The organism is Arthrobacter caoxuetaonis, from assembly GCF_023921125.1.
GTDB classification, from domain to species: domain Bacteria; phylum Actinomycetota; class Actinomycetes; order Actinomycetales; family Micrococcaceae; genus Arthrobacter_B; species Arthrobacter_B caoxuetaonis.
Map to the genome: position 1 here is coordinate 1,639,715 of NZ_CP099466.1, position 15,954 is coordinate 1,655,668.

The following is a 15,954-nucleotide window of genomic DNA, read 5'->3' on the forward strand; positions in this document are numbered from 1 at the left end:
GCTGGCGTGCCGCTTCCAGCTCCGCCGCATCCAGAACTCCCGGCGCTCACTGGTGATCCCGGCATTCCCGGAGGCTCCCTGACGGTGTGCCGGTTGTTGGTCTTCCTGTCCTCCACTGCTCCAGTGCCGGCCGTTGGCCACCGGAGTTATGCCCAGGTTTGGTGGACACGCTGCCACTTAGGCACGGGGGCTCGCCTAAGGGAGGCGAGGGGGAATCGCAGGCGACGAAACAGGTACTGGAACCCGTAGGAGTCTGTCTTTCGGTGAGCCCATTTCGACTCATAGACTCGAACACATGTTCGAATCATTCACGGTGGGTCCAGATGGTCTGACTGCAGGCGGCGACCATGCTGCGTGGGGACGTAGACCCGGCGGAGATTCCTGGAGCACAGTTTCTCCGGCGTCGCTTTCAGCAGAGAACGTTAGGGCCTTCTCCACCGCGCTCGCAGATGCCGATCTTTCAGAAACGGCAGACCCGCAGCTCATAGATTTGATGCGGGTGCTGGAGGAACTGAAGTCTGCAGCTGCGGCGGTGCAGGCCCGTGCCGCGGCATCGTTTGATGCCTCCCAGCGGCGGGCGCAGTCCCGTGCCGGTGTCCCGGCTGAGCATCTTGGCCGCGGTGTGGGATCGCAGGTGGCGCTGGCGAGGCGGGATTCCCCGCACCGGGGCAGCCGGCACCTGGGTTTCGGCAAGGCACTGGTCCACGAAATGCCCTACACCCTGGCGGCTTTGTCTTCCGGGGTGCTCAGTGAATGGCGGGCCACGCTCCTGGTCCGGGAAACAGCCTGTCTGGACGTGGAAGACCGGCGCCGGGTCGATGAGCTGATCTGCAAGGACCCAGCCTCCCTGGAAGGCCTCGGCGACCGGAAACTCATTGCCCGGATCCGCACGATCACCCAGACCATTGACCCCGCGTCCCAGGTCCGGCGCAACGCCAAAGCCGTCTCCGACCGGTACGTCTCCTGCCGCCCGGCGCCGGACACCATGTCCTACCTGACCGGTCTGCTGCCGGTCGCTCAGGGAGTGGCGGTGTATGCGGCATTGTCCCGGGCAGCAGATTCCCTGCGTGCATCCGGGGACGGGCGCGGGCGGGGACAGATCATGGCCGATACCCTCGTCGAACGCGTCACCGGCCAGGACACAGCGGACCGGGTACCGGTCGAGGTGCAGCTCGTGATCACGGACCGGACCCTGCTCTCCGACGTCCTGTTCCCTCAGCGCCAAACCGGTGGGGACCGTGTTCCGGGTGCACCGGAAACCAAAGCGGATACACCGGCGTATTTCCCCGGCTACGGGACCATCCCCGGTGCCTGGGCACGAAACCTCATCAGCTCCGCACTGGGTACCGGGGAAGGCCGGCATGCATCCCCGCCCGGTATTCGCCTGCATGCATCCCCGCCCGGTACGAGCCGGCAGGCGTCCCCGCCCGGTATTCGCCGGCAGGGATCCCCGCCCGGTACGCGCTTACCCAGCCAACCGCTGCGGGACACCTTGGGGGTACCGGACAAGGAGCAAGCCGGCGGGGATACTCCAGCAGGCGCCGGGCTGAAGCACGAGCGGGCATTGGCGCCGGTATTGGTTACAGTGCCGGAGCCTTCGTCTTTGGTGAGCCTGCGCCGCCTGTACCTCGATCCGTTCAACGGGGAACTCACAGCCATGGAATCCAAAGCCCGGGCCTTCCCCGCCGGACTGGCACGGATGATCCGCACGAGGGACCGGACCTGCCGCACACCCTGGTGCGACGCACCCATCCGGCACATCGACCACATCCGTCCCCGCGCCGAAGGCGGCCCTACCAGCTACACCAACGGACAGGGACTCTGCGAAGCCTGTAACCACGCCAAAGAAGCACCCGGGTGGAACGCGACCACCATCAGGAGCATGCGTCCGGCCCGTACCGGATCCGGCAGGAGGCACACCGTCCGCATCACCACGCCTACCGGCCACACCTACACCTCCGCGGCGCCTCCGTTGCCGGGGGCGGCGAGCACATCCGGCAATGCAGGACCTGTAAGCTTTTCTCCATGATCGTTTCGGTACCCGTCTGCGTGAGCGCAGCGGAAGGGCTGGTGGGCTTCGGGCCCTGCTGTGCGGCACGCTCCTAGCACGCACATCCTCTATTGCAGCTTCATCCCCTAAGCGGGTGCTGCCAATGCCAAACCAGATGACCGCGCCCCCGCGTCCCGCCTGCACCAGCGCCCCCTGAGCAACCCGAAACGAAAGCCTGTTACATGAAAGCCCTAACCCAAGCTGCCGTCCGCAAGTCCTTCATCAACGCCAGCCGGTCCCAGACTGCGGCAGTGAACTTCCCCGCCGACTTCGACACCATCGACTGGGAGAACATCGACCAGTACGGCTGGCGGGACCACAAAATGCCCCAGCGCGCCTATCTGGTCCTGGACGTGGAGGGCAAAACCACCACTGTCCTGCTCCGCGCGCCCGAACTGGTCTCCGCAAGCAAGAAAGCACTCTGCGCCCTCTGCGAGGACATGGAAAGCGACGACGACGTGTTTATGTTCGTTGCGCCCAAGGCTGGCCCCGCCGGAAAGAACGGCAACTCGGTGGGAACGCTGATCCACAGCAACTTCTCCTGTGCCCAGAACGTCCGCTCCGAGCCCAAGCCGGATCCGATCCACCCCGACCCGGAACTCGTCAAGGCCGAGCGTGCACGGCGCCTGCAGGAGCGGACCGTTCAGTTCGTCCGGAAAATCCGCAGCTAGTCCTTGTATACCGCGATCGGCCCGGTCTGAGCTTCCGTCAGGCGGATCAGGTCGAAGGGGGAGAGCTCTATCTCGAACCCGCGGCGGCCGCCGGATACGTAGATGGCGTCAAGCAGTTCTGCGCTGGAATCAATAAGCGCAGGGGAGCGGTGGCGCTGCCCCAGCGGGGAGATGCCGCCGACCACGTAACCGGTCCGCCGCTCGGCTTCGGCACGGTCGGCAAGGGAAACCTTCCGCACCCCCAGCATGGACGCGACCTTCTTCAGGTCAAGCATGGCAGCAACCGGAACCATAGCCACCGCAAGACGGTTCTCCAGCGACACCATGAGTGTCTTGAAGACGGCCTCCTCGGGAACGCCGAGTTTCTCCGCTGCCTCCAGCCCGTACGACGGCGTGGACGCGTCGTGGTGGTAGCTCAGGGTCCGGTAGGCGACGCCGGCAGCATCCAGGGCTTGGGTGGCCGGCGTCGCGCCGTGCCCGCTTTTCCTGCTGCTGCCGGCCATCGGCTTACCTCCCCAGTCCGGCCGCAGGTGCGTCAGCGGAAGCAACGTCCACCTGCTCTGCCACCTTCCGCTTGATCCGGCCCAGCATGGCCGACATGCCGCGCATCCGCAGCGGAGTGATCGCCCGGGTCAGGCCCAGCCGGTCCGGCACATCGGCCGGTACGGCCAGGATTTCTGCAGCGGACAATCCATTCAGACCCTCGTGCAGCACACCGGCAAATCCGCGCGTGGTCGGGGCTTCAGGCGGAGCCGAGAAGAACAGTTCAACGGCATGCTCCGGGCCGTCGCCAACCTCGACCGTCAGGAACAGCGGGGACTGGCATTCGACAACCTGCTCCAGCATTTCCGGGTGGTCCGCCAGACGGGCCGGAAGGGCCGGAAGCGACCGGGAGAACTCAAGCAGCAGCTCAAGCCTCTCAGGCTCAGTCATGGCCTGAAAATCGTCAATAATCTCCTGAAGCGCCGCCGGAACGGCCGAATCAGCGGAGGAAGGAACGGTGGTGCTCATATAACCAGTTGCTTTCGGTTGAGGAGTGCAGGAAACGATCTAGCGCGAAGCCGGCGCGGGACCCGGTTCGGTTCCCCGGACGATCGGCACGCGCACTGCGTTGCCCCACTCCGTCCAGGATCCGTCGTAGTTGCGCACCGAATCGAAACCGAGGAGGTGCTTGAGTACAAACCAAGTATGGCTGGAACGCTCACCGATCCGGCAGTAGGCGACGACGTCGTCCCCCTCCTTTAGGCCCGCTTCGCCGCCGTAGAGATCCTGCAGCTCCCGGCGGTCCCGGAACGTGCCGTCCTCGGCTGCGGCTTTGCCCCAGGGTACGGAGACGGCAGTCGGGATGTGACCGCCCTTCATGGCGCCTTCGTCCATGTAGTCCGGCATGTGCGTCCGTTCGCCGGAGTACTCGGCGGGGGAGCGGACGTCGATCAGCGGACCGGTACCAAGATGGGCCAGGACATCCGGCAGGTAAGCACGGATGGGAGCATCATTGCGTTCGACGACGGGATAGTCGACGGCGGTGACTACAGGCTTGTCAGTGGTCATCTCGCGGCCTTCGGCGATCCACTTGTCACGGCCGCCGTCGAGCAGCCGTACATCTTCGTGGCCGAAAAGGGTGAACACCCAGAGAGCGTAGGCAGCCCACCAGTTGCTCTTGTCGCCGTAGATCACCACGGTGGAGCCGCGGCTCACGCCCTTTTCACCCATGAGCTTGGCGAAAACTGCGCCGTCGACGAAGTCCCGGGTATCGGCGTCGTTCAGGTCCGTGTGCCAGTCGATCTTGCGGGCGCCGGGGATGTGGCCGGTGTCGTAGAGCAGGATGTCCTCGTTGGACTCCAGCACCACCAGGTCCGGCGAATCCAGGTTCGCGGCCAGCCATTCGGTGGACACGAGCCTTTCCGGATGGGCGTACTCGGCGAACTTCGGATTCGGATCTGCGGGCAGCGGCATGAATGTTCCCCTTTGGGTAAGGCGGCAGGTTTACTACCAAGCCTAACGATGTGCACGTCCTAAAACTTCCTTGGGGACTGCTCATCCGCCGCAGTGGCGTATCGTTGCTACGGCAGCAAATGAAGGTACCCCTAGCAGAATCGGATGGATAGTTTGGGCGCAGCAGGACAAGTGGAGCAGCTGACAAAGCGGACTCCCCAGGTTTCCACGGACGAACTCCTGCAGGGTTTCTTCCCCTCGCCCAGATTCGGAGAAGTCTCCTTCGACAGCTACATCCCGGATCCGGCACAGCCCTCGCAGGCGGAGGCAGTCGCTGCGATGCGTGCCTTTGCCCAGAACGTTGATACTCGCGCCCCCAGCGGCTTCCGCAAGCTGTTCGGCGCGAAGAAGCCTGAAACGAAGGCGGGGTTCTACCTCGACGGCGGCTTCGGTGTGGGCAAGACCCACCTGCTCGCCTCGCTTTTCCACGCGGTGGAGGGGCCTAAGGCCTTCGGCACCTTCGTGGAGTACACCAACCTTGTGGGCGCACTGTCCTTCCGCAAGACGGTCGAGGCTCTCTCGGCCTACAAGCTGGTCTGCATCGACGAATTCGAACTCGACGATCCCGGAGACACGGTCCTGATGTCCCGCCTCATGCGGGAACTGTCCGACGCCGGCGTCAAGCTCGCTGCGACGTCCAACACCCTGCCCGGCTCCCTGGGTGAGGGCCGCTTTGCGGCCGTCGACTTCCAGCGCGAGATCCAGGTCCTGGCGGACCAGTTCGACGTCGTACGGATCGACGGCGAGGATTACCGCCACCGCGGCCTGCCGGAATCCCCGCCGCCGCTGGACGAGGCCGGACTTGCCGAGCGGATCACCGCGGAGTTTGACGGGAAGACTGTTGCCGAGGACGACTTCGCTGACCTGGTGGCCCACCTGGCGGACGTGCATCCCAGCCGCTACCGCCAGCTGATCGATGGAATCGACGCCGTGGCCTGGCACAACGTTCACACCATCTCGGAGCAGTCCGTGGCGCTGCGCTTTGTGGTCCTGGCCGACCGCCTCTATGACAAGGACGTTCCGATCCTTGCCAGCGGCGTTCCCTTCGACCAGCTTTTCACCAAGGAAATGATGGCCGGCGGCTACATGAAGAAGTATTTCCGTGCCGTCTCCCGCCTGACGGCGCTGGCCCGGGAGGGCCAGACCGGCGAGGCATCCTAGCCAAAAGCCAAGCCAAAAGCCGAGCCAAAGCTGCAGCCGTAACCGGCGCTTAAAAGACGAAGGTCCTGATCCCGCGGAATGCGGGACCAGGACCTTCTGCCGTGCTCTGAGACTTATACGGCCGGAGGAGTCTGTCCGGTTTCGGGTCCCTTGCCCGGTCCCTGGTTGCGGTCGATGTTCTCTACCGCTTCAGAGGCCTTGGCCTGGAAGCCATCGATTTTGTCGGAGTACTTGCCGCCGGTCTTCTGGTCAACGAAGTTCCCCGCATGGTCGATGCCGCCCTTGATCTTGTCGGCGTTTTCGCCCACAAGTTCGGTAGCCCTGTCCTTCAGCTCTCCGGCCTTGCCTTTGAGCCCGTCAAATACAGACACGGATCACCTCCCTTCCACCAGGGGAGGCCCTGACGCCTCCCGTTCGCTTCAATGCTAAGCCTCCTGATGGATTGCACCAATGGATTCAGCTGAGGGAATATCCGGTTCCAGGACCGGCGCATTCAGTTCGGTAATGTCCCGGTGCAGTTTCCAGCTGCCGGAGACCCGTCGCCAGGATTCCATCAGCAGCGCCCGGGCGATGACCTGTGAGTCCCTGCGGTAGCTCATCTCGTAAAAGACCACGGCCTCATCCTCACCGCGCATCCCCACGGTGCGGTGGCTGGCATGGACGGTGGATCCCTGCATTCCCCGGACTACCTGTGCGAATCCGTCCTTCGCTTCGGCAGTTTCAAACTCGGAAATGGACGTGGCGTCCTGCCCAACCCAGCCGTGGTATTTCGGCGCCAGGAACGCATAGACGGGTGTGGCATCCCCAGTTGCCATCCCCTCGTTCCAGGCAGCTATGTACATGTCGTGAAAATCGTCCGTTTTCCCCATGGCGCCGAATCTAACACGCTGTTGTCCCTAGTCAGCGCACTGAACCGGTATGTGAAGACAAAAAAGAACCAGGCCCGGGAGGGGCCTGGTTCTTTTTAGTGGAGCGGACGACGGGATTCGAACCCGCGACATCCACCTTGGCAAGGTGGTGCTCTAGCCAGCTGAGCTACGTCCGCAGAGTGCGCGATACTGGGATCGAACCAGTGACCTCTTCCGTGTCAGGGAAGCGCGCTACCGCTGCGCCAATCGCGCCTGATACTGACAGGTTCCGAAAGAATTCCGGTGCCTTCAGTACAGGAGAGCGGACGACGGGATTCGAACCCGCGACATCCACCTTGGCAAGGTGGTGCTCTAGCCAGCTGAGCTACGTCCGCAAATGAATATCCAACACACAAGGTGCTGAACCTCGTGCGCGATACTGGGATCGAACCAGTGACCTCTTCCGTGTCAGGGAAGCGCGCTACCGCTGCGCCAATCGCGCCCATAAATGGGTTGTGCATGTAACCGTGGAGGTGGGGACGGGATTCGAACCCGCGTATACGGCTTTGCAGGCCGCTGCCTCGCCTCTCGGCCACCCCACCGTGACCAGCTTTTTGAGGGCCGGAAATACAGTGACTTGCGAGCGGACGACGGGATTCGAACCCGCGACATCCACCTTGGCAAGGTGGTGCTCTAGCCAGCTGAGCTACGTCCGCATGTTGGTGTTCCAGCGGCGAACTCCCGCTTTCCAACGAAGAAAAACTCTATAGGACGTTTCGAAGTTCGTCCAATCGGCGCGCTTTGCACATTCACCCCGAAGCGGGTTTTGACGAGGCACGATTGTGGGCTAGCATCTTTAGACGTTGCAGCACTTCAAAGGCAACTCCCGCAAGGGCGATTGGCGCAGTGGTAGCGCGCTTCGTTCACACCGAAGAGGTCACTGGTTCGAACCCAGTATCGCCCACAGAAATACGCAGGCAGGCACCGGAACAGCTCCGGTGCCTGTTTTTGCTTAAAGGTCAGACCCGGGTGACAGACTGTTGATATGACTGAACCAGCACTGGCGCACACTACCGAGTTCGGGCGCATGTATTCGCGCTCCCTGTCCGAACCTCCTGCGGTTCCCTCAATCACCACTGTCATCGCCCAGGGCAGCACCTCCCTGGACGGCTGGCACAGCTATATGGCGGCCAGCGCCGTCGTCAAGCATCCAGGCCTGGGACAGGCCCTCGGCAACCAGGCGCAGCTGAAGACCATCGTTAAGGAAGCCTCCCGCGCGTCCGAACGCTACCGCGATGCCGCCGCCGAGCGCGGCACCCGTGTCCACTTTTACTGCGAGCAGGTGGCGCTGCGGGCACTCGACCAGCCGCACGAGCTAGCCGAAGCCCGCGAAAAGCTGGCCGAGAACGGCGAGCACCAGTTTGCCGACCGCTTCGACGAATGGTGGCAGCTCTACCAGGTGAAGCCCCTGGCCGCGGAAATCACCGTCTGGAACCACGAGCTCGGTTACGCCGGAACCCTTGACCTGGTCGCCAGCATCGGCGGACGGCTGTGCCTAATCGACTACAAGACCAAAAACACCGACCGCGACGGCCAGGTCAAACAGCTCGATGACAAGGTCGTGATGCAGCTGGTCGCCGGCATGAAGGCGGAAGAATCCCTGGTCGACGCGGGGCGGGGGGAATGGGAGCCGTGGGCCTACGGCGAGCAGCCGCTGCTCCTCGGCGTCGCGGTGGGACAGACCGAAGTGCGGCCCATGCGTGCCAACCCTGACGTGCTTCCGCAGCACTGGTACAAATTCTGTGCGCTGCGGCGGGTCTGGCAGACAAATTACGACGTCGCTGCCGCCGGCCGGGCGCTCCTTCCCATCGCTCCGCCGCCAGTGCAGGCCTCCGGCGCCCATGCTGTTCCCGCCGGTCAGCCTGCGCACAACTAGACTTAGGTTCAGCACGAGGACTTAGCGCTACACAGAAATAAGAGTAAGGAACACACTCCAGATGGCAATCCTGACGATTCGGATCATCGGCGACCCCGTCCTGCGGACCCCCGCTGAGGAAGTGACGGAGTTCGGTCCGGAGCTCGCCAAGCTTGTGGCCGACATGGAAGAGACCATGGAGGACGTGGAAGGCGCCGGTCTTGCCGCACCCCAGGTGGGCGTTAGCCTCCGTGTCTTCACGTACCGGATCGACGGCGCTGCGGGGCATATCGTGAACCCGGTCCTGGAACTGAGTGAAGACCGCCAGGAAGACCAGGTCGAGGGCTGTCTCTCCATTCCCGGCCTGGGCTATCCCGTCCCCAGGTACCGCTGGACCCGTGTCACCGGCCAGGACAAGGACGGCAATCCCGTCACGGTGGAGGGCGAAGGAATGCTTGCCCGCTGCTTCCAGCACGAGACCGACCATCTGGACGGCATCCTCTACATCGACCGGCTCGAAGGTGAGGACCGCAAGGCCGCGCTTCGCGCCATCCGCATGGCCGACTACGATTCCATTGCCGAACGCACCGTCACGCAGCGCGCCCAGTCTGTCGGGTCCAGCTTCGGCACCTTCGGCCAAAGCACGGGAGCGTAAGCAGGCGTGGCGATGCGCGTACTTTTTGCTGGGACGCCCGCTGTGGCGGTCCCTTCCCTCAACGCCCTCCTGGACGCCGGCTTCGACGTGGTCGGTGTCCTCACCAGGCCCGATGCCCCGCTGGGACGCAAGCGCGTGCTGACTCCGTCGCCGGTCGCAGCCCGCGCCGAAGAGCTTGGCCTGCCGGTGATCCGGGCGGACAAAATCGACGACGACGCCGTTGCCGCCATTGCGGAACTCGCACCGGATGCCGCCGCGATCGTTGCCTACGGGGCCCTGATCCCCGAACGGGCCCTGGCCATCCCGGCGCACGGCTGGATCAATCTGCACTTCTCCCTGCTCCCGGCCTGGCGCGGAGCAGCTCCGGTCCAGCATTCCGTTATTGCCGGCGACGAGATCACCGGCGCCAGCACTTTCCTGCTGGAAAAAGGCCTGGATACGGGACCGGTGTTCGGGCAGCTGACCGAAACCGTGGACCCGTCATTGACCAGCGGGGAACTGCTGGAACGGCTCTCGCACAGCGGAGCGGTGCTGCTCGCGCAGACCCTCGCCGCGATCCAGGCCGGGAAGGCCGTTCCGGTTCCGCAGAGCGGTGACGTGACACTGGCTCCCAAGCTGACGATCGAAGACGGACACCTGGACTGGCAGCAGCCTGCCCTGGCGCTCCGGCGGCGGATCAACGGCGTCACCCCGGAACCCGGGGCCTGGACCATGTGGGACGGAGCCCGGTTCAAGATCGGTGCTGCCGTGCCGCGGCCGGATGTCACTGACCTGGCCCCCGGCCAGGTGCGGCTGGGGTCCGGCAGCGGAGCCGAAGCCCTGGTGGGGACCGGAAGCACGGCGCTGGAACTGACGCTGGTCCAGCCGGCCGGCAAGAAAATGATGCCCGGACCTGACTGGGCCCGGGGACTAGGCCAGCGTGAGGACGTGGTTTTCGAATGAGCAGCACCGAACGCAATGCGAAGGGCCACGAGCGCAGCCGGCCCAAGGTCCGCAGCCATACCCAGGCCGCGCCGTCGCAGCGGACCCGCGCGGCGGATCCTGCCCGGCTTGTCGCCTTCGAAGTGCTCCGCGCCGTGTCCGGCGAGGACGCGTACGCAAACCTGGTGCTGCCCAAGAGCATCCGCAAGCACCGGCTGGACAAGCGCGACGCCGGGTTCGCTACTGAACTGGCCTACGGCGCCCTGCGCGGCCAGGGTACGTATGACGCCATCCTGGCCCGCTGCGTGGACCGCCCGCTGGAGAAGCTGGACCCTGCTGTCCTGGATGCACTGCGGATCGGCGCCCACCAGCTCCTGGCCATGCGCGTTCCGGCCCATGCGGCCCTGGACCAGACCGTGGGCCTGGCCCGCGCCGTGATCGGCGCCGGGCCTTCTGCCCTGATCAACGCGGTGCTGCGGAAGGTCGCTGCACGGGACCTGGGGGAGTGGACCGCACTGCTGACCGAAGGCGACACCGACGCCATCCGCCGCGCGGCGATCGAGCAGAGCCACCCCGAATGGATCGTCCGTGCGCTCCGCCAGTCCCTGGTGGCCCACGGCCGCAGCGTCGAGGAAATCAACGACCTGCTGCGGGCCGACAATGACGCGCCCGTCGTGAACCTCGTCGCCCTGCCCGGGCTCGGGGACCTGGACGAGGCCCGGGCAGCCGGAGCGGTAGACGGTGAACTGGTCGCGGATTCGGCACTGTTCTCCGCGGGCGACGTCGGACGGCTGGAATCTGTCCGGGCCGGAACCACCCGGGTCCAGGACGCCGGCTCGCAGCTGGTGGCCCGCGCCCTGGCCGAGCTGGACCTGGACGGCGTCACTCCGGACGAGGACGGCGTCGAGAAGTGGCTGGACATGTGTGCCGGTCCCGGCGGGAAAGCAGCACTGCTTGCCGCCCTGGCCCACGAAAAGGGAGCGGTGATCCTGGCCAACGAGCCTGCACCGCACCGCGCCCAGCTGGTCCGCCAGGCACTGGACGCCGTTCCCGGGGAGACCTGGAACGTGCGCACAGGAGACGGCCGCACCGTGGCCGAGGACTACCCGGAAACCTTTGACCGCATCCTGGTGGACGCTCCCTGCACCGGCCTCGGTGCCCTGCGCCGCCGGCCCGAGTCACGCTGGCGCCGCCAGCCCTCCGACGTCGGCGAACTGGGGAGCCTGCAGCGCGAGCTGCTCCTCAGTGCCGTTGACGCCGTGAAGCCCGGCGGCGTGGTGGCCTATGTAACGTGCTCTCCGCACCCCGCCGAGACCAAGGCCGTCGTCGCGGACGTGCTGCGCCAGCGCAACGACCTTGAGCTGCTGGACGCCGGAGCCGCACTGGATGCCGTCAGCCTGACCGGTTCCCTTGGGGCCGGGCACGAATCCACGGCCCAGCTGTGGCCCCATGTCCACCAGACCGATGCCATGTTCCTGGCGCTGGTCCGCCGCAAAATCTAGGAGACCCTGTGAGCCAGTGCTGCATCAACCCGAGCATCCTCTCCGCCGACTTCGTGAACCTGGAAGCGGAGCTGGAGCGGATCAGCGGCGCCGACGCCGTCCACGTGGACGTCATGGACAACCACTTCGTGCCGAACCTGACCATCGGCCTGCCCGTCGTGAAGCGGATCCAGGAGGTCAGCGGACTGCCGCTGGATGCCCACCTGATGATCGCCGACGCTGACCGCTGGGCTCCGGCGTACGCCGAAGCCGGGCTGGCCTCAGTGACGTTCCACGTTGAGGCCGCTGCAGCCCCGATCCGGCTGGCGCGGGAACTGCGTGCCCGGGGTGCCAAGGCCGGCATGGCTTTGAAGCCGGCCACTCCGGTGGAGCCGTACCTGGACATGCTGCCCGAGCTGGACATGCTCCTGATCATGACCGTGGAACCGGGTTTCGGCGGCCAGAAGTTCCTCGATGTGACGCTGCCGAAGATCCGCCGCGCTGCCGAGGCCGTCCGCGGCTCCGGCCTGCCGATCGCCATCCAGGTGGACGGCGGGATCGCCCCCGACACCATCGAGCGCGCCGCGGAAGCCGGGGCCAACGTGTTCGTCGCCGGCTCAGCGGTCTACGGCACGCCCGACCCGAATGAGGCGATTGCCAAACTGCGGGCCCAGGCCAGCGCGGTAAGCCGCGCCGTCTAGGCGGGCTGCGGCGGCCGAACCCGCTGCACCATGACCCGGCCGGTCTTCTCCCAGCCGGGGTCCATAACCTGCGGCCACTGCGCGGTCATCATGAACAGCAGGCCGCCGTCGTCACCGCCGGCGGCGCAGGAGAAGCATCCGTCCTCCAGCTCAATTGTCTGGAGGACCTCGCCGCCTTCCTGGACGCGGACGCACCGTTCGCCCGGCACCTCGGCGAACCAGATGCCGCCGCTGCCATCCCAGCTGATGCCGTCCGGGGCGCTGCCCTCCACGGCGGCCCATGTCCCAGCGGCTTCCAGGGTCCCGTCCGGACGGACCGTGAAAGAGCTCAGCCGTCCGGCGTAGGACTCGGCAACCACCAGGGTGTTCCCGTCTGCGGAGACCAGCATGCCATTGGGGAACGCCAGGTTCCCGGCGACCTGCTGGACTGAACCGTCCGGCCGGATGAGGGCGATCAGCCCGTTGTTCCGCGGCTCGCCCGCGTAGTCCTGCCCGATTCCGTTGACGTAGACGTTGCCGGAGGGGTGGACGGCAATCTCGTTCCAGGGATGCGGCGACAAGCCGCGCAGGTCCGCCAGCGGAATCAGCCCCGCGTGCGGAACTTCAACCAGCACCGATCCGTCAGCCCCGGAGACGACGGCCATCCGCCCGTCCGGCAGCCAGTCAAAGGTGATCGGAAAAGAGGGCACTCCGGTGATCCGCCGCACGTTCCCGACAGCGTCCAGGGCCGAGATGGTGCCGGCGGTCCAGTCCGCGAAGTAGAACTCTCCGCCGTGCCAGCGTGCGGATTCGCCCATCCCCAATCCGGAAACCAGAGTTGTCGCCTGTTCCATCGAAGGAACCTCCCGCGCCTGTAAGGATTCACTGCCGAACGCGTCCAGTATGCGTCGGTGCCACCGCGGGCAACAGGGGACACGGCTGGACCGATAAGATGAGTGGCTTGCTTCCATCCCGAGAGGACACCCCCGAATGAGCCTGATCAGGCTGCAGGACGTCAACGTTGGCTTCGAAAAGAACCAAATCCTCCGGGAGGTGTTCTTCCGTCTGGAGCCTAAGGACCGGGTGGGGCTGATCGGCAAAAACGGTTCGGGCAAATCCACGCTGCTGAAACTTATTCTGCAGCAGATCGAACCTGATTCCGGCACGGTGAGCGTGGATGAAGGCCTGAAGATCGGGTACTTCTCCCAGTTCTCCGAACTGGCCGGGGAGTCTACGGTGACCGAAGTCCTCGACGGCCTGTTCACCGAAATCAAGGACGTGGAAGCGGAACTGGCCTCGATCGACGCGGCACTGGGCGCCGATCCGGACGGGAAGACCATGGACCGGCTGATCCGCCGCCAGGCTGAGCTCTTTGAAACCATGGACCATCTGGACGGATGGGACTATCCGCGCCGGATCGACGCCGCGCTCACCACCCTGGGATTCAGCGAAGCCCACCGCACCTGCCCGATTGATGCCCTGTCCGGCGGCTGGCGCAACCGTGCCGCACTGGCCAAGATCCTGCTGCAGGCACCGGATGTGCTGCTGCTGGACGAACCAACCAACTACCTCGACGTCGACGGAGTCCAGTGGCTGGAAGGCTGGTTCCGGGACTTCCGCGGCGCCGCCGTCGTCGTCTCCCACGACCGGGCGTTCCTGGACGCCGTGGTGACCCGGATCATCGAAGTGGAGAACTTCCACCTGCACGAATACCCGGGGAACTTCGCCGAATATGTCATCCAGAAGCAGTTCCGGCTGAAGCAGCTGGCCTCCCAGTTTGTGCACGAATCGGAGCTGCTGGCCTTCGAAGCCGAAGGGATCGCAGACCGCCGCGAGGCTGCAAAGGCCGGCGGCCGGACCCTGGGTGCGAAGCTCGCGCGGATCAAGAAGTCCCGTGCGCCGCGTCCTGTGGACCAGATCATCACCGAGATCTACGCAGGACTGCACGTGAAGGACAACCTGTGCCGGGTGCAGGACGTGGCCAAGTCCTACGGGGAGAGGACCCTGTTCAGCGGGGTGTCCTTCGAGATCCAGCGCGGGGACCGGCTGGTGGTCCTGGGCGCCAACGGCAGCGGCAAGACCACCCTGCTGCGGGTGCTCACCGGCGAGGAAACGCCCGACGCCGGCAAGGTAGCCTGGGCGAACGGCGCCCGGATGGTTTCCTATAACCAGGTCCTGGCCGAACTCGACGACGCCGACACCGTCACCCACGCGGTCAACGCGATGCCGGACAGCCTGGCGCTGACCGCGACGAAGAAATCCGTGAACCGGTTCCTGGCCATGTTCCAGTTCTCCGAGGCTGACCTCAAGCAGAAGATCGGAAACCTTTCCGGCGGACAGAAGGCGCGCGTGGCCATGGCCCAGTGCCTGCTCTCGGGAGCCTCCGTCCTGCTGCTCGACGAACCGACCAACCACCTGGATCTTTCCAGCACCCAGGTCATGGAGCAGGCGCTGCTGCATTTCCCGGGCGCCGTGGTGGTGGTCAGCCACGACCGGTTCTTCACGGACAAGGTAGCCAACCGGCAGCTGGTCTTCGGCGCCGGGGGCGGCGCTCCCGGGGAGATCGACCTGCGCGTGGCCTGAGACACCCGGCGTAAAAGTTAAACCAGCCCAATCCGCCTGTGTGAGAATATGGATTAACAAACGTGCTCCGGGGTCGGTGTAATTCCGAACCGGCGGTTATAGTCCGCGACCCGCACGTCAGGCTGGGATCCCTCAGCAGGATGTGCGGTTGAACTGGTGAAATTCCAGTACCGACAGTTAAAGTCTGGATGGGAGAAGCACGTACAGTTTGTTGAACCGACGCTTCGGCGTACCTGCAGGGGTACCCCGGGCTGTCGGTGCATCGCACTGTCGTACCCCCGGAGCCGCCGCTACGGGATAAGGAACGACATTGGATTTTTTGCGGTGGCTCTTTGACGCGCAGATCCCCGTGGGGAGTTCTTCCCTGCTGGTGCGCGAAGTACTTGGCAACATCTTCGGGCTGCTCAGCGCCCTCGGCGGCATGCGCCGGAAAATCTGGGCCTGGCCGGTTGGAATCGCCGGCAACGCACTGCTGCTCACCGTTTTCCTCGGTTCGATCTTTGGCGACGCCAGCACCGCGAACCTGCTCGGCCAGGCCGGACGGCAGGTGATGTTCATTGCCGTCGCCGTGTACGGCTGGCGCCGCTGGCAGGCCAGCAAGAGCTCGGGTGCCGACGCCGTCACGCCACAGTGGGCCTCCGGCAGGGCACGGATCGGCCTGGTGGCGGGAATGATCCTTGGTACCGCGGCACTGACACCCGTCTTCGGCATGCTGGGCTCCTACGAACCAGTGTGGGCTGATGCCTGGACGTTCGTCGGATCGCTGCTGGCTACATACGGCATGGCCAAGGGATGGGTCGAATTCTGGCTGATCTGGGTGGCCGTGGACATTGTGGGCGTGCCGCTGCTGTTCAGCGCCGGCTACTACGCCACGGCGTTCATGTACCTGTTCTACGGGGCCTTCACACTGATCGGGTTCTTCGTCTGGTGGCGCGCCAAGGCCAACGAGAAGCCGCAGGTACAGGTCGCCATGCCGGATCCGACGGTGCGGTAG

Annotated in this window: 16 protein-coding genes, 7 tRNA genes and 1 riboswitch; of the genes, 11 read left to right on the top strand and 12 right to left on the bottom strand. The window is 65.1% G+C overall.

The window, feature by feature from the left end; genetic code table 11:
- Positions 1 to 295: 295 nt before the first annotated feature.
- Together NF551_RS07440 and NF551_RS07445 are read left to right on the top strand one after the other, a co-directional pair.
- Positions 296 to 2,029, top strand: coding sequence for a DUF222 domain-containing protein (locus NF551_RS07440; protein WP_252604989.1), 1,734 nt, complete (start codon positions 296 to 298; stop codon positions 2,027 to 2,029).
- A 203-nt stretch (positions 2,030 to 2,232) separates the two neighbouring features.
- Entirely contained in the window at positions 2,233 to 2,721 is a 489-nt protein-coding gene (locus NF551_RS07445) for an FBP domain-containing protein (RefSeq protein ID WP_227896914.1), read from the top strand.
- Here NF551_RS07445 and ybaK read toward each other — a convergent pair.
- The 3 genes from ybaK to NF551_RS07460 are packed head-to-tail and all read right to left on the bottom strand — an operon-like array spanning position 2,718 to position 4,677.
- On the bottom strand, positions 2,718 to 3,224 hold the full coding sequence (ybaK, locus tag NF551_RS07450; protein ID WP_227896912.1) for a Cys-tRNA(Pro) deacylase: 507 nt from the start codon (positions 3,222 to 3,224) through the stop codon (positions 2,718 to 2,720). The two genes, NF551_RS07445 and ybaK, sit on opposite strands and share 4 nt — an antisense overlap.
- Before the next feature lie 4 nt (positions 3,225 to 3,228).
- Positions 3,229 to 3,732 carry a SufE family protein gene (locus NF551_RS07455; RefSeq protein WP_227896911.1) on the bottom strand — a complete coding sequence of 168 codons (504 nt, stop codon included), beginning with the start codon at positions 3,730 to 3,732 and terminating at the stop codon, positions 3,229 to 3,231.
- A gap of 39 nt (positions 3,733 to 3,771) precedes the next feature.
- Positions 3,772 to 4,677, bottom strand: a complete 906-nt coding sequence (locus NF551_RS07460) for a sulfurtransferase (protein ID WP_227896910.1) — start codon at positions 4,675 to 4,677, stop codon at positions 3,772 to 3,774.
- A 144-nt stretch (positions 4,678 to 4,821) separates the two neighbouring features.
- On the opposite strand from NF551_RS07460, the gene zapE reads away from it, so the two are divergent.
- A complete protein-coding gene (gene zapE, locus NF551_RS07465; protein ID WP_227896909.1) occupies positions 4,822 to 5,877 on the top strand; it encodes a cell division protein ZapE in 1,056 nt (351 codons plus the stop codon).
- Positions 5,878 to 5,990: 113 nt separating this feature from the next.
- Here the strand turns inward: zapE and NF551_RS07470 are convergent, their stop codons facing one another.
- The 8 genes from NF551_RS07470 to NF551_RS07505 all read right to left on the bottom strand — a co-directional run bounded on the left by NF551_RS07470 (position 5,991) and on the right by NF551_RS07505 (position 7,441).
- Entirely contained in the window at positions 5,991 to 6,248 is a 258-nt protein-coding gene (locus tag NF551_RS07470; protein ID WP_227896908.1) for an antitoxin, read from the bottom strand.
- Between the two features lie 54 nt (positions 6,249 to 6,302).
- Positions 6,303 to 6,746, bottom strand: a complete 444-nt coding sequence (locus NF551_RS07475) for a hypothetical protein (protein WP_227896907.1) — start codon at positions 6,744 to 6,746, stop codon at positions 6,303 to 6,305.
- Positions 6,747 to 6,845: 99 nt separating this feature from the next.
- Positions 6,846 to 6,922 (bottom strand) — tRNA-Gly (locus NF551_RS07480).
- Between the two features lie 4 nt (positions 6,923 to 6,926).
- Positions 6,927 to 6,998 (bottom strand) — tRNA-Val (locus NF551_RS07485).
- A 48-nt stretch (positions 6,999 to 7,046) separates the two neighbouring features.
- Positions 7,047 to 7,120 (bottom strand) — tRNA-Gly (locus tag NF551_RS07490).
- Between the two features lie 35 nt (positions 7,121 to 7,155).
- A tRNA-Val gene (locus tag NF551_RS07495) sits at positions 7,156 to 7,227 on the bottom strand.
- Between the two features lie 26 nt (positions 7,228 to 7,253).
- Positions 7,254 to 7,327, bottom strand: a tRNA-Cys gene (locus tag NF551_RS07500).
- A 40-nt stretch (positions 7,328 to 7,367) separates the two neighbouring features.
- Positions 7,368 to 7,441: transfer RNA gene (locus NF551_RS07505), tRNA-Gly, on the bottom strand.
- 176 nt (positions 7,442 to 7,617) lie between these two features.
- Here NF551_RS07505 and NF551_RS07510 point away from each other — a divergent pair.
- The 6 genes from NF551_RS07510 (at position 7,618) to rpe (ending at position 12,398) form a co-directional block, all read left to right on the top strand.
- Positions 7,618 to 7,689 (top strand) — tRNA-Val (locus tag NF551_RS07510).
- Positions 7,690 to 7,770: 81 nt separating this feature from the next.
- Entirely contained in the window at positions 7,771 to 8,661 is an 891-nt protein-coding gene (locus NF551_RS07515) for a PD-(D/E)XK nuclease family protein (RefSeq protein WP_227896906.1), read from the top strand.
- A gap of 61 nt (positions 8,662 to 8,722) precedes the next feature.
- Positions 8,723 to 9,295, top strand: coding sequence for a peptide deformylase (gene def, locus NF551_RS07520; RefSeq protein WP_227896905.1), 573 nt, complete (start codon positions 8,723 to 8,725; stop codon positions 9,293 to 9,295).
- A gap of 12 nt (positions 9,296 to 9,307) precedes the next feature.
- On the top strand, positions 9,308 to 10,237 hold the full coding sequence (gene fmt, locus NF551_RS07525) for a methionyl-tRNA formyltransferase (RefSeq protein WP_227896904.1): 930 nt from the start codon (positions 9,308 to 9,310) through the stop codon (positions 10,235 to 10,237).
- On the top strand, positions 10,234 to 11,718 hold the full coding sequence (locus tag NF551_RS07530; RefSeq protein WP_227896903.1) for an RsmB/NOP family class I SAM-dependent RNA methyltransferase: 1,485 nt from the start codon (positions 10,234 to 10,236) through the stop codon (positions 11,716 to 11,718). The genes fmt and NF551_RS07530 overlap by 4 nt, the downstream gene beginning before the upstream one ends.
- An 8-nt stretch (positions 11,719 to 11,726) precedes the next feature.
- Positions 11,727 to 12,398, top strand: coding sequence for a ribulose-phosphate 3-epimerase (gene rpe, locus NF551_RS07535; protein WP_227896902.1), 672 nt, complete (start codon positions 11,727 to 11,729; stop codon positions 12,396 to 12,398).
- Here rpe and NF551_RS07540 read toward each other — a convergent pair.
- Positions 12,395 to 13,231, bottom strand: a complete 837-nt coding sequence (locus NF551_RS07540; protein WP_227896901.1) for an SMP-30/gluconolactonase/LRE family protein — start codon at positions 13,229 to 13,231, stop codon at positions 12,395 to 12,397. The genes rpe and NF551_RS07540 overlap by 4 nt on opposite strands.
- Positions 13,232 to 13,367: 136 nt before the next feature.
- Between NF551_RS07540 and NF551_RS07545 the strand changes: the two genes are divergently transcribed.
- On the top strand, positions 13,368 to 14,960 hold the full coding sequence (locus NF551_RS07545) for an ABC-F family ATP-binding cassette domain-containing protein (RefSeq protein ID WP_227896900.1): 1,593 nt from the start codon (positions 13,368 to 13,370) through the stop codon (positions 14,958 to 14,960).
- Positions 14,961 to 15,018: 58 nt separating this feature from the next.
- Positions 15,019 to 15,165, top strand: a riboswitch (FMN riboswitch).
- Between the two features lie 105 nt (positions 15,166 to 15,270).
- Positions 15,271 to 15,954 carry a nicotinamide riboside transporter PnuC gene (pnuC, locus tag NF551_RS07550; protein ID WP_227896899.1) on the top strand — a complete coding sequence of 228 codons (684 nt, stop codon included), beginning with the start codon at positions 15,271 to 15,273 and terminating at the stop codon, positions 15,952 to 15,954.

Coding starts and splice junctions, on each gene's coding strand:
- NF551_RS07440 (WP_252604989.1), top strand. CDS start 296: ATGTTCGAATCATTCACGGTGGGTCCAGATGGTCTGACTGCAGGCGGC.
- NF551_RS07445 (WP_227896914.1), top strand. CDS start 2,233: ATGAAAGCCCTAACCCAAGCTGCCGTCCGCAAGTCCTTCATCAACGCC.
- ybaK (WP_227896912.1), bottom strand. CDS start 3,224: ATGGCCGGCAGCAGCAGGAAAAGCGGGCACGGCGCGACGCCGGCCACC.
- NF551_RS07455 (WP_227896911.1), bottom strand. CDS start 3,732: ATGAGCACCACCGTTCCTTCCTCCGCTGATTCGGCCGTTCCGGCGGCG.
- NF551_RS07460 (WP_227896910.1), bottom strand. CDS start 4,677: ATGCCGCTGCCCGCAGATCCGAATCCGAAGTTCGCCGAGTACGCCCAT.
- zapE (WP_227896909.1), top strand. CDS start 4,822: ATGGATAGTTTGGGCGCAGCAGGACAAGTGGAGCAGCTGACAAAGCGG.
- NF551_RS07475 (WP_227896907.1), bottom strand. CDS start 6,746: ATGGGGAAAACGGACGATTTTCACGACATGTACATAGCTGCCTGGAAC.
- NF551_RS07515 (WP_227896906.1), top strand. CDS start 7,771: ATGACTGAACCAGCACTGGCGCACACTACCGAGTTCGGGCGCATGTAT.
- def (WP_227896905.1), top strand. CDS start 8,723: ATGGCAATCCTGACGATTCGGATCATCGGCGACCCCGTCCTGCGGACC.
- fmt (WP_227896904.1), top strand. CDS start 9,308: ATGCGCGTACTTTTTGCTGGGACGCCCGCTGTGGCGGTCCCTTCCCTC.
- NF551_RS07530 (WP_227896903.1), top strand. CDS start 10,234: ATGAGCAGCACCGAACGCAATGCGAAGGGCCACGAGCGCAGCCGGCCC.
- NF551_RS07540 (WP_227896901.1), bottom strand. CDS start 13,231: ATGGAACAGGCGACAACTCTGGTTTCCGGATTGGGGATGGGCGAATCC.
- NF551_RS07545 (WP_227896900.1), top strand. CDS start 13,368: ATGAGCCTGATCAGGCTGCAGGACGTCAACGTTGGCTTCGAAAAGAAC.